Annotated in this window: 13 protein-coding genes; 7 read left to right on the top strand and 6 right to left on the bottom strand. The window is 67.3% G+C overall.

The features are described 5' to 3' along the window. Positions 1 to 9 precede the first annotated feature (9 nt). The 5 genes from ACVWYS_RS11915 (at position 10) to ACVWYS_RS11895 (ending at position 4151) form a co-directional block, all read left to right on the top strand. Positions 10 to 675, top strand: a complete 666-nt coding sequence (locus ACVWYS_RS11915) for an NUDIX hydrolase (RefSeq protein ID WP_344362296.1) — start codon at positions 10 to 12, stop codon at positions 673 to 675. Then, complete coding sequence (gene xerD, locus ACVWYS_RS11910) at positions 672 to 1691, top strand: site-specific tyrosine recombinase XerD (protein WP_456509796.1); 1020 nt, start codon at positions 672 to 674, stop codon at positions 1689 to 1691. The genes ACVWYS_RS11915 and xerD overlap by 4 nt, the downstream gene beginning before the upstream one ends. A 67-nt stretch (positions 1692 to 1758) precedes the next feature. Continuing rightward, positions 1759 to 2247, top strand: coding sequence for an 8-oxo-dGTP diphosphatase (locus tag ACVWYS_RS11905; RefSeq protein ID WP_344362294.1), 489 nt, complete (start codon positions 1759 to 1761; stop codon positions 2245 to 2247). Positions 2248 to 2314: 67 nt separating this feature from the next. Continuing rightward, positions 2315 to 2824 carry an RNA polymerase sigma factor gene (locus ACVWYS_RS11900; RefSeq protein ID WP_456509795.1) on the top strand — a complete coding sequence of 170 codons (510 nt, stop codon included), beginning with the start codon at positions 2315 to 2317 and terminating at the stop codon, positions 2822 to 2824. Beyond that, on the top strand, positions 2817 to 4151 hold the full coding sequence (locus tag ACVWYS_RS11895; RefSeq protein WP_456509794.1) for a hypothetical protein: 1335 nt from the start codon (positions 2817 to 2819) through the stop codon (positions 4149 to 4151). Before ACVWYS_RS11900 ends, ACVWYS_RS11895 begins: the two co-directional genes overlap by 8 nt. Positions 4152 to 4227: 76 nt before the next feature. Here the strand turns inward: ACVWYS_RS11895 and ACVWYS_RS11890 are convergent, their stop codons facing one another. The 4 genes from ACVWYS_RS11890 to ACVWYS_RS11875 form a co-directional block, all read right to left on the bottom strand. After that, on the bottom strand, positions 4228 to 5367 hold the full coding sequence (locus ACVWYS_RS11890) for a bifunctional 2-methylcitrate synthase/citrate synthase (protein WP_116767556.1): 1140 nt from the start codon (positions 5365 to 5367) through the stop codon (positions 4228 to 4230). A gap of 62 nt (positions 5368 to 5429) precedes the next feature. After that, the gene (gene prpB, locus ACVWYS_RS11885) at positions 5430 to 6332 is read right to left on the bottom strand and encodes a methylisocitrate lyase (protein WP_456509793.1); all 903 of its coding nucleotides are present in this window, start codon (positions 6330 to 6332) and stop codon (positions 5430 to 5432) included. Further along, positions 6332 to 7852 (bottom strand): MmgE/PrpD family protein, encoded by a 1521-nt coding sequence (locus ACVWYS_RS11880; RefSeq protein WP_116767554.1) that lies wholly within the window; start codon positions 7850 to 7852, stop codon positions 6332 to 6334. Before ACVWYS_RS11880 ends, prpB begins: the two co-directional genes overlap by 1 nt. A 10-nt stretch (positions 7853 to 7862) precedes the next feature. Next, the gene (locus ACVWYS_RS11875; protein ID WP_456509792.1) at positions 7863 to 8504 is read right to left on the bottom strand and encodes a GntR family transcriptional regulator; all 642 of its coding nucleotides are present in this window, start codon (positions 8502 to 8504) and stop codon (positions 7863 to 7865) included. Positions 8505 to 8693: 189 nt separating this feature from the next. Between ACVWYS_RS11875 and ACVWYS_RS11870 the strand changes: the two genes are divergently transcribed. Continuing rightward, entirely contained in the window at positions 8694 to 10592 is a 1899-nt protein-coding gene (locus ACVWYS_RS11870; RefSeq protein WP_456509791.1) for a propionyl-CoA synthetase, read from the top strand. 171 nt (positions 10593 to 10763) lie between these two features. Here ACVWYS_RS11870 and ACVWYS_RS11865 read toward each other — a convergent pair whose 3' ends face one another. After that, on the bottom strand, positions 10764 to 11498 hold the full coding sequence (locus ACVWYS_RS11865) for a response regulator (protein WP_344362278.1): 735 nt from the start codon (positions 11496 to 11498) through the stop codon (positions 10764 to 10766). Continuing rightward, positions 11495 to 13192, bottom strand: a complete 1698-nt coding sequence (locus tag ACVWYS_RS11860) for a sensor histidine kinase (protein ID WP_344362276.1) — start codon at positions 13190 to 13192, stop codon at positions 11495 to 11497. The genes ACVWYS_RS11865 and ACVWYS_RS11860 overlap by 4 nt, the downstream gene beginning before the upstream one ends. A 136-nt stretch (positions 13193 to 13328) precedes the next feature. Here ACVWYS_RS11860 and ACVWYS_RS11855 point away from each other — a divergent pair, with 136 nt between their 5' ends. Further along, positions 13329 to 14687 (top strand): cation:dicarboxylate symporter family transporter, encoded by a 1359-nt coding sequence (locus tag ACVWYS_RS11855; protein ID WP_344362273.1) that lies wholly within the window; start codon positions 13329 to 13331, stop codon positions 14685 to 14687. Positions 14688 to 14786 lie beyond the last annotated feature (99 nt).

Genomic DNA, 14786 nt, shown 5'->3' with positions numbered 1-14786 from the left:
GACGGCGCGATGCCCGGTATGTCTGAGACCCCCAATGCTGCACGGCAGGTTTCGGATGAACCGAGCCCGCGCCGTCTTTTGTCTTCCCACAAGGTGTACGAAGGCAGGATCTGGGACGTCGTCAGTGACAGCTTCCAGCTCAACGACGACGGCGACACCCTCGTCCGGGACTACATCGACCATCCCGGCGCGGTAGCCGTTCTCCCGATGAACGACGCCGGCGACGTCCTGCTGCTCCGGCAGTACCGGCACCCCGTCGGCATGGATCTCTGGGAGATCCCGGCAGGGCTGCTCGACGTCGAAGGCGAGGACTTTGTCGTCGGCGCCGCCCGCGAGCTCGCCGAGGAAGCGGACCTGGTGGCGGACCGCTGGAACGTGCTGGCAGATTTCTTCAACTCCCCGGGGTCCTCCAGCGAGGCCATCCGCATTTACCTGGCCCGCGGCCTGCGGGAGGTGCCGGGACACGAGCGGCACGTCCGCACCGAGGAAGAAGCCGAAATCGAACTGCACTGGACGCCGCTGGACGAGGCCGTGCAGGCAGTGCTGGACGGCCGCCTCCACAACCCGTCCGCCGTCGTCGGCGTCCTTGCCGCGGCCGCCGCCCGCGCCGACAACTTCGCAAGCCTCCGCCCGGCCGACGCGCCCTGGCCGGCCCATCCCAGCCAGCGCCGATGACCGACGCGCTGATCGCCGGCCCGCAGACGCTGGAACCGCGCTCCCCGGCGCCGACGGTTCGGCCGCAGACGGAGATTGACCGCGCCGTCACTGACTACCTGCAGCACATGGGGGTCGAACGCGGACTGGCGGCGAACACCCTCGCCGCGTACCGGCGGGACCTTGCCCGCTACGCGAGCTACCTCGCCCGTTCGGGCCGCCAGCGCCCGGCGGACGTCACCCGGCATGATGTCACCGGCTTCGTCCAGGCCTTATCCGACGGGTCCGACGGAGGGTCCTCCCTCGGCGTCCGGTCCGCGGCACGCACCGTCGTGGCAGTGCGCGGTCTGCACAAGTTCTGGGCGCTGGAAGGCATCACGCCCACCGACCCGGCCAGCGACGTCCACCCGCCGATGCCCGGCAAGCGCCTGCCCAAGGCGATCAGCGTCGGGGAGGTCACGAGGATCCTCGAGGCCGTCGGCACGGATACGGCCACCGGACTGCGTGACCGTGCCCTGCTTGAGTTCCTCTATTCCACCGGAGCCCGCATCAGCGAGGCCGTGGGCCTTGACGTCGACGACATCTCCTTGCATGCCTCGCGCAGAGCCGGTGACAGCGAGGGTCCCGCGATCGTGAGGCTCTTCGGCAAGGGGTCCAAGGAACGCCTCGTCCCGCTGGGATCGTTCGGGGCACGAGCCCTCGACGCCTACCTCGTCCGCGGCCGGCCCCTGCTGGCCGCCAAGGGCAAGGGCACCCCGGCGCTGTTCCTGAACGCCCGCGGCGGCAGGATCAGCCGGCAAAGCGCCTGGACCATCCTTAAGTCGGCCGCGGACAAGGCCAACATCACCAAGGACGTGTCACCGCACACCCTGCGGCACTCCTTCGCCACCCACCTGCTGGAGGGCGGTGCCGACGTCCGCGTGGTCCAGGAGCTGCTGGGGCACGCCTCGGTGACCACCACGCAGGTCTACACCCAGGTGACGGCCGATACGCTGCGGGAGATCTACGCCGCCGCGCACCCGCGCGCCCTGGGCTAGGACGGCCACCCGGGCCAACCGCGGCGGGGCGACCCCAGCCACCGTGGCCGGGCGCTAATGTTGATCCATGAATTCGACAGCTGTCACTCTGTGCTTCCTGCTACGCGACGAAGCCGCCGGGACGCACGTCCTGCTCGGTACCAAGAAGACCGGGTTCGGCGTCGGAAAAATAGTGGGTCTCGGCGGCCATGTGGAACCGGGGGAGTCCGACGCCGAGGCCGCCTGCCGCGAAGTTTTCGAGGAGGCCGGAATCGTGGTCAGGGAGCACGATCTCCGCGTCGCCGGACTGATCGAGTTCGTCTTTCCCGCCCGGCCGGAATGGAACATGTCCACGAGCCTCTTCACCGCGCGCCGCTGGACCGGCGACCCGGTCGAAAGCCAGGAAATCATCCCGGAATGGTTCCCGGTCACGTCGCTGCCGTTGGCGCGCATGTGGCAGGATGCCGAACACTGGCTGCCGCTGGCATTGGGGGAGGGCGCTGTGGACGCCGTCATCATCCTGAACGATGACAACGAGACCGTGGCCTCGGCGGAATATTCTTTGCGGGGCGTGTAACCCCGGCCCGGAAGCCGGAAACAATACAGTTATCCAGCAGTTCGGACATTTGATTTTTGGGGGATGCGTGCTTTCGGAGCGCGAGTTGGCGTTTATCGCCATTCATAAAGACAACTATCCGCAGGTCTACAGGTTTGTCCGACGGCGGGTGGAATCGGTCGAACTGGCGGAGGAACTCGCCGCGGATGTCTTCCGGGTGGTGTGGCAGAAGTGGGACGACGCGCCCCGGACGGATACGGCGTGGCTCCTGACGGTCGCCCGCAACCTGATCGGGAACGCCTACCGGAGCCGGGACCGGCAGGAGGCGCTCCAGGACAAGCTGCGTTCCGCGGCCGTGGTGCGGTTCGGCGGCGATTCGGACAACGTGGCGGTCCAGGACGCCCTGGCCGCTCTTCGGGAGAAGGACCGGGACATCCTCCAGCTCGCGTACTGGGATGAATTGAGTATCGCGGAAATTGCCGGTGTGCTGCACTGCAGCGAGTCCGCCGCCAAGGTCCGGCTGCACCGGGCGCGGGCCGCCTTTCGCAAGCACATTCCGGCAGGCGCTGAAACGATGACACAGAAAATGGGTGCCTGAGATGGATCCGATCAAGAACATGATTTCCGGGATCGACCCCGTACATAACGATTCGTCCGTGCCCGACGGCGAGGCCGCCCTGCGCAGGATACTCACCGAGCCCGCGGAGTTTAGCGACAGCCTGCCGCACAATGTCTTGTCCCTCGCGGACCGGAAGCGCAGGCGGACCCGGCTGGCCGGCGTACTGACACTGGCAGCGGCGGCCGTCACGGCCGGCGTCCTCGTGGCCACCAACCTGGGTTCCCTCACCACCGCCCCCGTACCGGCGGCCACCGTCACTACGACGGCGACCGCTTCTCCGACGGCCTCAGCGACAGTTTCGGCTAGCGTGACGCCGTCGGCGACCCCGACGCCGACGGCAGCGGCGAGCGTGCCGGCAGCCACCGGACCTGTCGCCTGCACGAAGGACAGCGTGGTCGGCGTTCAGAGCTGGTTTGCTGACCAATTGCCTGCCGCACAGGTTGCGGGCTGCGCGGGAGACTGGATGGCCTTGAGCATGAAGGTCTCAGGCGGCCAGACGGACACCGGCAGTTGGTTCTGGATGGCCAAGCTGACTGACCGCAAGTACGTCATCGACGCTGACCAGCCGTGGGCGAACATGCCCGGCTGGGATCAGGCGGCGGCGAACAATGAGCGGCTGACGGCGGAACAGTACATGGACGGGCAGTTCGCGTCCAAGGGAATTCCCGTGGAGCTCCGGAAGGCTCTCGTAGGCACCCCGGCGCCGGGCAGCTTGGCGGCGCGGGGGATCAAGACGTACGAGTACTGGTCGACGGGCTATAAATTGGCCTTCAACTACCCGGCTGCCTGGCAACTCGCCGGGACCGCGGAGAGCAACGCCCTCTCAAACGGTGAAGGAACTTCCCTCACGGATTCCGCCGGCAAGGAAGTGGCACGGCTGGCCTTCGGCGATACCAATGACTGGACCACCAGCGGGTGTCTTAACAACGCACCCTACAAGGTCCTCGACAGCCAGCCGATGGCAGGACTCCCGGTCGACCCGGCAGCGCCGGCACAGGGAACCCCGAGGTTCGCTTACGTCGCCATGACCTCAGCAGCAAATGACGGAGGTCCCGTCCAAGCGGGGATAGGGATCACGAACCGCATCGCCGGACAGGACGGGATCGGCTGCGTCCTTGATTTTGCGGTACAAGGCCCGGACTCTTTGAAGTTTTACAGCTTCGCGGATCGTCGTCCCCTTGGCGGAGCCACGTGGGGTCTCTACAAGTTCCAGACCATGGACGATGCCCTGGCCTTCACCCGCACCCAGGCCTACAAGGACCTCAAGACGGTCATCACCTCGCTGACCGTCACTAAGGTCAGCTAGGACCAGTCCGCGGGCACAACGAAGCGGGCCGGCCACCTGAAAGGTGACCGGCCCGCCGTCGAGCGTTGTTCGAAAGTTACGGCAGGTGCCGTTCTTCGACGCCGTTGTACTCGCTCAGCGGGCGGATTAGGGAGTTCGATTCCAGCTGCTCCATGATGTGCGCCGTCCAGCCTGTGATGCGGCTGGCGACGAACAAGGGAGTGAAGGTGGGGGTGTCGAAGCCCATGAGGTGGTAGGTCGGGCCGGCCGGGTAGTCCAGGTTTGGCTTGATCGCCTTGGCCTCGTCCATCGCAGTTTCCAGGCCGTTGTAGAGGCCCAAGAGCTCCGGGCGGCCGTAGTGCGCGATCATCTTATCCAGGGCCGCCTTCATGGTGGGCACCCGCGAGTCGCCGTGCTTGTAGACACGGTGGCCGAAGCCCATGACCTTGCGCTTGTGGGCCAGGGCATCCTCCATCCAGGCTTTGGCCCGTGCGTGGGCCTCGTCCAGCGACTCCTCCTGCCGGATACCGATCTCGTCGAAGGTGTGCATGACGGCCTCGTTGGCGCCGCCGTGCAGCGGGCCCTTGAGCGCTCCGATCGCCCCGGTGACGGCCGAGTGCAGGTCCGAGAGCGTTGAGGTGATCACGCGGGCCGTGAAGGTCGAGGCGTTGAACGAGTGCTCGGCGTAGAGGATCATCGAGACGTTGAAGGCGTCCACGACTTCCTGGACCGGTTCCTCGCCGAAAGCCATCCAGAGGAAGTTCGCCGAGTAGCCCAGATCGTCGCGGGGCGCTACGACGTCCTGACCGTGCCGGCGGCGCTGGTCGTAGGCCACAATCGCCGGCATCGCCGCGAAGAGGTCGATAGCCTTAGCCATGTTGGCCTCGCGCGAGGAGTCCTCGGCGAGCGGGTGCCGTGCGCCCATGACGGAGGCTGCCGTGCGGCAGACGTCCATCGGGTGCGACGTGGTGGGCAGCGCGTCCACCACTTGTTTCACGACCGGATCGATGGGGCGGCCGGCGCGTTCCCGTGCCGTGAACTCGGCCAGCTGCTCCGCGGTGGGCAGTTCGCCGTTCCAGAGCAGGTAGGCGACTTCCTCGAAGCTGCACTTGGCTGCCAGTTCCTGGACGGGGTAGCCGCGGTAGAGCAGCGAGTTGGTGTCCGGGTTGACCTTGGAGACCGCGGTGTAGTCCACCACGACGCCGGCGAGGCCCTTCTTAATGTCCTGTTCAGCCATGCTGAAACTCCTTTGTTCCTAACGCCTGTATACCGGCACGTGCCGGCGGTTCCATGCGGGGCTTACTGACCTGGGATATGGAAATTAAAGACTCCGGTATCGAATCGGTTGTAAGCCTCATAATCAACGAGATCGTACAAACGCGCACGGGTCAGCATGCTCCCAACCTGTGCCTCTTGGGTTCCGTCGGCCTTAATCGATTCCAGAGTACGCTCCGCAGCCCCCATGGCACTACGGAGAAGGGTGACCGGATAGATCACCATGTTGACGCCGACCCCAGCGAGCTCGTCCACCGTGAACAGGGCGCTCTGGCCGAATTCGGTCATGTTGGCCAGGATCGGGACGTCGACGGCGTCGCGGATCGCCTGGAATTCGCTCAGGTCCTTCATGGCCTCCGGGAAGATCGCGTCGGCCCCGGCCTCTACGAGGGCCTTGGCCCGGTCCTGGGCGGCCTGGAGACCGTCGGTGGCCCGGATGTCAGTCCGGGCCATGATCAGGAAGTTCGGGTCGCGGCGGGCGTCGGCCGCGGCGCGGATCCGCTTGGTCGCGGTCTCGAGGTCCACCACGTTCTTGCCGTCGAGGTGGCCGCAGCGCTTCGGGTTGAACTGGTCCTCGATATGGCAGCCGGCCAAGCCGGCATTCTCGAGTTCCTGGACGGACCGCGCCACGTTCATCGGCTCGCCGAAGCCCGTGTCGGCGTCCACGATGGACGGCAGGTCGGTCATCCGGGCGATCTGCCCGGCCCGGGTGGCGACCTCGGTGAGCGTGGTCAGCCCGATGTCCGGCAGGCCGAGGTCGTTGGCCAGGACGGCGCCGGAAATGTAGATGCCGGCGAAGCCCTTTTCCTCGATCAGCCGGGCCGAGAGCGGGTTGAACGCGCCCGGGAACTGCTGGATGGTGCCGGAGGCCAGGAGCTCCCGGAACCGGATCCGCTTCTGCTCCGGCGTGGTCTTCGAGTACAGCATTAGAAGAGTCCCTTCGGGGCGGCGGCGAGGTCGATCACGCCGTCGGCCGCCTGGATGTTCAGCTGGTCAAGCTCACCGGCGGCGAGCTCCGGAAGCCGCGCGGCGGCGGCGAGGAAGCGCTCGATCTCCTCGTCGGCCACGAGGCCGGCGGCGAGGGTGCGGAACTTGTTGACGTACTGCTCCCGCGCGAAGGGCCGGGCACCCAGCGGGTGGGCGTCGGCGACGGCGATCGACTCCGTGATGACGGTGCCGTCCTTGAGCGTGATGACCACGGTGCCGCCGAACGCCTTCTCGGCGATGTCCAGGGAGTGGTAGCGGCGGGTCCATTCCGGGTCCTCGACCGTGGTGACCTTGTGCCAGAGTTCCACAGTGTCCGGGCGGGCGGCGCGTTCCGGGGCATAGGAATCGACGTGGTGCCACGCGCCGTCCTGCAGGGCGACGGTGAAGATGTACGGGATGGAGTGGTCCAGGGTTTCGCGGCTGGCCGTGGGGCTGTACTTCTGCGGGTCGTTGGCGCCGGAGCCGATCACATAGTGCGTGTGGTGGCTGGTCTTGATCAGCACGGAGTCGACGTTGGCCGGGTCCGTGACCTCGGGGTGCTCGCCGTGCAGCTTGCGCGCCAGGTCGATCCACGCCTGCGCCTGGTACTCGGCCGAGTGCTCCTTGGTGTAGGTGTCCAGGATGGCGCGCTTGGCCTCGCCGGCCTCGGGCAGAGGCACCATGTACGAGGCGTCCGGGCCATCGAGCATCCAGGCGATCACGCCGTCTTCGCCCTCGTAGATCGGCACGGGGGAGGTCTGGCCGCGCATGGCACGGTCAGCGGATTCGACGGCCATCTTGCCGGCGAACGCGGGGGCGTGCGCCTTCCAGGTGGAGATTTCGCCCTTGCGGGACTGCCGGGTGGCGGTGGTGGTGTGCAGGGCCTGGCCGACGGACTGGAAGATGGTCTCGACGTCGAGACCCAGCAGGGTGCCGATGCCGGCCGCCGCGGAGGGGCCGAGGTGGGCCACGTGGTCGATCTTGTGCTTGTGCAGGCAGATGGCCTTGACCAGGTTGACCTGGATTTCGTAGCCGGTGGCGATTCCGCGGATCAAATCATGTCCACTGGAGCCGACGTGCTGGGCGACGGCGAGGATCGGCGGAATGTTATCGCCCGGGTGGGAGTAATCCGCGGCCAGGAAGGTGTCGTGGTAGTCGAGCTCACGGACCGCGACGCCGTTGGCCCAGGCGGCCCACTCCGGGGCTACGCGCTCTTCGATGCCGAAGACCTTCGATCCCTTGCCGCCGGTGGTCGGGCCGTGGGTGAGGGCCTGGGCCCGGGCCGCGACGATGGGGGCACGGTTCAGCGAGGCGATCGCCACCGAGGCGTTGTCGATGACGCGGTTGATCACCATGTCGGTGACGTCAGCGGTGACGTCCACGGGATCCGCGGCGACCTTGGCGATCTTGTAGGCAAGCTGGTCCTCGCGGGGCAGGTTTTCCTCGCTCTTGTAAACGCGGACGTGGTGTTCCTTGACCATGTTGCTCCTTCTAGTGAGGTGTGTGCGTGGCTTTGACGTGGGAAAGGCTGCGGTGCAGGTGAAGCGTGGTGGCGGCCTCGGCCAGCCGCGGGTTGCCGGCGGCGATTGCCTCGGCGATCGCGGCGTGCTCGGCAGCGGCGGCGGTGAGCCGGGCGGCGTCGTCGGCGGCCAGGCGCCGGACGCGCACGAGGTGGACGCGGAGGCTGCGCATGGCCTGGGCGAGGTACGCGTTGGAGATGGCTGCGTCGATGGCCGCGTCCAGCCGCCCGACGAGCTCGTAGTACTCATGCAGGGCCGGGTCCTCGCCGCCGATCAGTTCCGGGGCTTCGAGCAGCTCCCGCCGGAGCTGGTCGAAGGTCGCCCGGTCGCCGCGCTCGGCGGCCAGGGCGGCGGCCTTCCCTTCGAGGGTTTCGCGCAATTCGAACAGTTCGTCGATGTCGTCCAGGGAAATATCGGTCACGACGACGCCGCGGCCGCCCGCCGTCGTCGTCAGCCCTTCGGCCGTGAGCCGGCTCAGGGCCTCGCGCAGCGGCGTGCGCGAGATGCCGAGACGCTCCGACTGTTCCACCTCCGCGAGGACTGTGCCGGGCAGGAGGCGCCATTCGATGATGTCGTCGCGCAATGCCGCGTAAGCCCTATCGCTGGCTCGCATCCTGCCTCCTTCGCTGCTGGGCCCTTTGGGGGTGGCCACAAACCAGTGTATACACGCAAGGGCACTTTGCCCAGTAGTCGGCGGATAAAGCGCAGAAATCGGTCGTTCTTGTATACATAAGCCTTGTGGTGGCCGTCCGCCACGGTTTACCATGGGCTGCATCACACCGTCGTGGACAGGATGTATCTCATGGTCACCAAGAGCTACCGGGACGCCTACAAACGTAGCCTCGAACAGCCCGCAGAGTTCTGGCTGGACGCTGCCCGGGGGATCTCCTGGTCCACCCGGCCCCAACAGGCCCTCGATGCCAGCAGGGCGCCGCTCTACGACTGGTTTCCTGATGGCGTCCTGAACACGTCCTACAACGCGCTCGACCGGCACGTGGCGGAGGGCAGGGGCGCACAGGACGCCCTGATCTACGACTCCGCCATGCTAGGCACGCAGAAACGCTTCAGCTATGCCGAACTGACGGAGCTTGTGGCCCGGTTCGCCGGTGTCCTACGTCGCAGCGGAGTCGGCAAGGGCGACCGTGTGGTGATCTACATGCCGATGATCCCCGAGGCCGCCATCGCGATGCTGGCCACGGCCCGGCTCGGCGCCGTGCACTCCGTGGTGTTCGGCGGCTTTGCCCCGAAAGAGCTCGCCGCCCGCATCCGGGACGCCGCCCCCGCGGCCGTGGTGACGGCGTCGGGCGGTATCGAACCCTCGCGCCGGATTGAATACCTGCCCGCCGTCGCGGAGGCCCTCGGCATCGCCGGCGCCCCGGACACCCCGGTGCTGGTCAAGGCCAGGGATGGCTTCGCCGCGTCGGTGGCCGACCACCCCGGGTGGCTCGACTGGGACACCGAGATGGCTTCGGCCGAGCCCGCCGCGCCTGTCGATGTGAAGGCGTCTGATCCCCTCTACATCCTCTACACCTCGGGCACCACGGGCGCGCCGAAGGGCGTGGTGCGGGACAACGGCGGCCATGCCGTGGCCCTGAGCTGGACCATGGCGAACATCTACGACGTCGCACCGGGCGACGTCATGTGGACGGCTTCGGACGTCGGCTGGGTGGTGGGGCACTCCTACATCGTGTACGGGCCGCTCCTGGCCGGCGCCACCACGGTGCTGTACGAGGGAAAACCGGTGGGAACCCCCGACGCCGGCGCATTCTGGCGGGTGATCCAGGACCACAAGGTCAACGTGCTGTTCACCGCGCCCACCGCTCTGCGGGCCATCCGGAAGGCCGACCCCGAGGCGCAGCTGCTCAAGAACTACGACATCTCCAGCCTGCGCACGCTCTTCGCCGCCGGCGAGAGGCTGGACACCGACACCTTCCACTGGGCCTCCCGGGTCCTCGGCGTCCCCGTGGTGGACCATTGGTGGCAGACCGAGACGGGCTGGGCCATCTGTGCCAACCCGCGCGGCCTGGACGGGCTGCCGATCAAGGCAGGATCGCCCAGCGTCCCGATGCCCGGCTTCAGGCTCAACGTCGTCGACGGCGGGGGCGAGGACGTCGAGGCCGGCACGGAAGGAAACATCGTCCTGGAGTTGCCGCTCCCGCCGGGCACCCTGACGACGCTCTGGCGCAACGACGAACGCTACATTTCCTCCTACCTCCAGGCATTCGAGGGCTACTACGCCACGGGCGACTCCGGCTACCGGGACGAAGACGGCTATCTCTTTGTCATGGGCCGCACCGATGACATCATCAACGTCGCCGGACACCGGCTCTCCACCGGCGCCATGGAACAGGTGATCGGCCAGCACCCCGCCGTCGCGGAATGCGCCGTGATCGGCCTCGCCGACCCGCTCAAGGGCCAGCGGCCCAGCGGCTACGTGGTGCTCAAATCCGGGGTGGACATCCCGGAAGAGATTCTGGTCAAGGACCTCATCGCCCTGGTCCGGCGGGACATCGGCGCCGTGGCCGACTTCAAGCACGTCACCGTGGTGGAGGCCCTGCCCAAGACCCGCTCGGGAAAGATCCTGCGCAAGACCATGCGCCAGATCGCCGACGGCGACGAGTACGTGGTGCCGTCCACGATCGAGGACGCCGGCGTGATTGACCGGCTGCTGGGCACCCTGCGCCCCGCCGCTTCGGAGTAGTGGCAAAGGCCCGCGGCCCCAGTCCCGCGTCACGCAGGGCAGGTCTTTGGGCTCCTCCGCAGGCCGTTCCCAAGGCACGACGGCGGGAATCCGCCGTCGTGCCGAAATAGCCATCCTGAAACTCTGCGCTGCGTGACGCCCGGTGCGGGAGTGGCCGCGGGGCAGTGCTGGTTATGGCCGCGCGGCTGACGACGGCGGCCGGTTCCAGCGGTATTCGTTCTCCGGGCGGCCGGGAGTGCCGTAGCGTGCGGCGCGGGAAACCGTGCCGGCGTCGGCAAGGTACTCGAGGTAGCGCCGCGCGGTGACTCTGGACATGCCGAGCGCCGCCATGACCTCGCTGGCTGACACCGCCCCGGACTGCCGCTCGATGAAGTCCTTGACGGATTCCAGCGTGGAGACGGACAAGCCCTTGGGCAGCGACACTTCGGAAGGGGCCCGCAGGCTCGCAAATGCCTGGTCCACATCACTTTGGGAGGCGCCGGCCCCGGGCTTTCCCGTCCGGGGGCCGGCGAGCTGTTCCCGGAACAGCCGGTAGCTGGCGAGTTTGTCCGCGAACGTGGCGTAGGTGAAGGGCTTGATCAGGTACTGGACCACGCCCGTGGCCACCGCGCTGCGGACGATGTTCAATTCCCGCACGGCGGTGATGGCGATGATGTCCGCGAAGAGTCCGGCCGCCCGCATGCGGCGTGCGATGTCCAGCCCGTGCAGGTCCGGGAGGTTCATGTCCAGCAGCACCAGTTCCACCGGGTTGCCCGCCGCCGCGAAGTCCGTGAGCAGGCGCAGGGCGGACTGCCCGTCGGGCGCGGTGCCGGCCAAGGTGAAACCGTCAATCCGCTCGATGTAGGCGGCGTGCGCCGCGGCGGCGATGGGCTCGTCTTCGACGACGAGCACCCGGATGTCGCTCATGGCTGTTCCTCTGTTGTGACCGGCGGTGTTGTAACCGGCAGCGTGACGCGGAATAGAGCTCCGGCGGGGCTGGTGATTGTCATGGTACCGCCCAGTCGATGCACGGCCTGGCGGACCAGGGCCAGGCCCAGGCCCCGCCCGAAGGGTCCCGGCGTCTTTGTGCTGAAGCCGTGCCGGAAGACGTCGTCCACGGCCGCGGGGTCAATTCCCGGTCCGCTGTCCTCCACCGTGATCTCGAGGGCGGCCCCGGTGGTCACGACGGACAGCTCCACGAGCCTGGGAGGCGGTGCCTCGGCCGCGGCGTCGATCGCGTTGTCCAGCAGGTTCCCCAGGATGGCCACGAGGTCCTGCACGGCGAGCCCCGTCACGGCCGTGGATCCGCTGGTGTTGAGGGTCAGTTCGACGCCGCGTTCGTGCGCTTCGGCTGCCTTGCCCATGATCAGGGCGCCGAGTACCGGTTCCTCGATGGAACCCACCAGGTCATCGGTCAGGCGCTGGCTCAGTTCCAGGTCCTTCGTGGCGAAGTCGAGGGCCTCGGGGGCCCGCCCCAGTTCCATCAGGGAGACGATCGTGTGGAGCCGGTTGGCGTGCTCGTGGGTCTGGGCGCGCAGCGCGTCCGAGAGCGTACGCATCGTTTCCAGTTCGCTGCCGAGGGATTCAATTTCGGTCCGGTCCCGGATGGTTGCCACCGTCCCGTAGACGTGGGCGCCGTGGACGGGGGCGCCGGCAGCCGCTCTCCGCTGGCGGCCCGCGGCCGATGCAGGGCCAACCGCCGGCCCCTGGTTTACCACCAGGACCCGGGACCCGGTCAGGTGGATCTCATCGTGGGCGGTCCGTCCCGATTCGAAGAGTTCCTTGAGGCTGGCTGCAAGCGGCATATCCGAGAGGGACGGCGCCGCCTGGCGCCCGCGTCCTGCGGTGCCGGCAGCGGGATGGCCGTCGGAAGACTGCTTAGGCAGCCCCAGCAGCTCGGCGGCCTGGTCGTTGTACATCACCACTTTGCCCTTGGGATCGATCAGGATCACGCCCTCACGCACCGAATGCAGCACCGATTCGTAGTAGGCGAAGAGCTGGCCCAATTCCTCGGGACCCCAGCCGCGGGTCACCCGGCGCAGGTAACGCCCCAGGAGCCACGACGCCACAGAACCGACCACCAGCAGCGCCAGGGCAATGGCCAGCAGCGCCGGCAGCCTGCTGGAGACCGCCACATCCACCGTCCGGACGGTCACACCCGCGGCCACGAGCGCCCGGACCTTGCCGTCGGCATCCTTGACCGGGGCGATGGTGCGCACCGACGGGCCGAGGGTGCCGGCCACGACCTCCGTGAACACCCGTCCGCTGAGGGCCTCATCGATCGACCCGATATAGGGCTTGCCCAGTTCCTCGTCCCGGGGATGCGTCCACCGGGTCCGGTCCGGCGCCATGATCGTGATGAAATCCGCGTCGGCATCGTTCGTGACCTTCAAGGCATACGGCTGGAGCAGGGCGGACGGGTCGGCGGCGCTCGCCGCCTGCACGACGAAGGGAGCGTCCGCCACCGCGGTGGCAATGCCTTCCATCCGGCGTCCGGCCTCGTCGTAGGCATGATCGCGGGCGTCGACGAAGGTGGCCGTTCCCACGATCGCCGTCAGCGCCACGATGAACAGCAGTTGGGCCACAAACAGCCTCCGCGCGATGCTCCAGCGGTGGATCATCAACACCTTCCATGACCAATATGAACGCAAGGGTGATGTGCGTCACCCCGTCATCAATGATGGGTTACACACACGAACGGCCGCGAGGACCACAGCCGGGACCGCGCGAAAGTCCAGCCTATCCAAGGAGAACACCATGGCCTCTCAACGAGGAGAGTCAGTAGCACCGGCGGCAACGCCGGCCAAGAAGCGCAAAGGGCTCGATAAGTCCCACTACCTGTACATTGCAGTCATCGTCGCCGTGATCGCAGGTGCCGTCGTCGGGCTGCTGTTCCCCGAGGCCGCCAAATCCCTCAAGCCGCTGGGTGACGGTTTCATCAAACTCATCAAGATGATGATCGGCCCGGTGATCTTCTGCACCATCGTCCTGGGTATCGGCTCGATCGCCAAGGCCGCCACCGTCGGCAAGGTCGGCGGCTTGGCCCTCATCTACTTCATGGTGATGTCCACCTTCGCCCTGGCCATCGGCCTGGTCGTCGGTAACCTGATCCATCCGGGCGCGGGCCTCAACCTCGCCCCCTACGATCCGAACAAGAAGGCGGCCGTCGACAGCACCGTCGACTTCCTGCTAGGCATCATCCCGGGGGACATCCCCGTCCTGCCGACCCTCCTCGCCGCGATCCTGGTGGGCTTCGCCCTGCAGAAGATGGGCCCGCAGGGAGCCCCGATCCTCAAAGCCGTCGGCTACGGACAGGCCCTGGTGTTCCGCATCCTCATCATGATCATGTGGCTGGCCCCGGTCGGCGCCTTCGGTGCGATCGCCTCCGTCGTCGGTGCCACCGGCGTGCAGGCCATCTTCAGCATGTTCACGCTCATGGCCGCCTTCTACATCACCTGCGCACTGTTCATCGTGGTGATCCTCGGTGGCCTGCTCAAGGTGGTCGCAGGCGTCAACATCTTCCGGCTCATGAAATACCTCGCCCGTGAGTACCTGCTGATTTTCTCCACCTCATCCTCCGAAGCTGCGCTGCCCCGCCTGATCGCGAAGATGGAACACCTCGGTGTGTCCAAGCCGGTCGTGGGCGTGACGGTTCCCACCGGCTACTCCTTCAACCTGGACGGCACGGCCATCTACCTGACCATGGCATCGCTCTTCGTCGCCAACGCCATGGGCACGCCCCTGGACCTGGGCGCCCAGATTTCGCTGCTGATCTTCATGATCATCGCCTCGAAGGGTGCCGCCGGTGTCACCGGTGCCGGTCTCGCCACCCTGGCCGCCGGACTGCAGGCACATGCCCCGCAGCTGCTGGGCGGCGTGGGCATGATCGTGGGCATCGACCGCTTCATGTCCGAGGCCCGGGCACTGACCAACTTCACCGGCAACGCTGTGGCCACCGTGCTGATCGGCACCTGGGTCAAGGAGATCGACGGCGGCCGGGTGGACCGCGTGCTTGCCGGTGCCGAGCCGTTCGACGAAGAGACCATGATCGCCGGCCACGGCCCGGCCCCGGAGCCGCAGGCCGAGCCGGTCCCGACCGCCCCGGCCTACGCGTAGCCGGGTACGCCTGACCCGCCAATCACGGAATACTGCCCGGACGCCCACCAGCGTCCGGGCAGGTTCTTTGCCGCTGCGGACCAGGGGTCCCGCCGCGGC

The sequence above is a fragment of the Arthrobacter sp. TE12231 genome (genome assembly GCF_054062895.1).
The sequence above is the reverse complement of the archived record's forward strand: the minus strand, read 5'-3'. Positions and strand labels throughout refer to the sequence as shown.

Coding starts and splice junctions, on each gene's coding strand:
- ACVWYS_RS11860 (WP_344362276.1), bottom strand. CDS start 13,192: ATGATCCACCGCTGGAGCATCGCGCGGAGGCTGTTTGTGGCCCAACTG.
- prpB (WP_456509793.1), bottom strand. CDS start 6,332: ATGCTGTACTCGAAGACCACGCCGGAGCAGAAGCGGATCCGGTTCCGG.
- ACVWYS_RS11880 (WP_116767554.1), bottom strand. CDS start 7,852: ATGGTCAAGGAACACCACGTCCGCGTTTACAAGAGCGAGGAAAACCTG.
- ACVWYS_RS11865 (WP_344362278.1), bottom strand. CDS start 11,498: ATGAGCGACATCCGGGTGCTCGTCGTCGAAGACGAGCCCATCGCCGCC.
- ACVWYS_RS11875 (WP_456509792.1), bottom strand. CDS start 8,504: ATGCGAGCCAGCGATAGGGCTTACGCGGCATTGCGCGACGACATCATC.
- ACVWYS_RS11905 (WP_344362294.1), top strand. CDS start 1,759: ATGAATTCGACAGCTGTCACTCTGTGCTTCCTGCTACGCGACGAAGCC.
- ACVWYS_RS11915 (WP_344362296.1), top strand. CDS start 10: ATGCCCGGTATGTCTGAGACCCCCAATGCTGCACGGCAGGTTTCGGAT.
- ACVWYS_RS11855 (WP_344362273.1), top strand. CDS start 13,329: ATGGCCTCTCAACGAGGAGAGTCAGTAGCACCGGCGGCAACGCCGGCC.
- xerD (WP_456509796.1), top strand. CDS start 672: ATGACCGACGCGCTGATCGCCGGCCCGCAGACGCTGGAACCGCGCTCC.
- ACVWYS_RS11870 (WP_456509791.1), top strand. CDS start 8,694: ATGGTCACCAAGAGCTACCGGGACGCCTACAAACGTAGCCTCGAACAG.
- ACVWYS_RS11890 (WP_116767556.1), bottom strand. CDS start 5,367: ATGGCTGAACAGGACATTAAGAAGGGCCTCGCCGGCGTCGTGGTGGAC.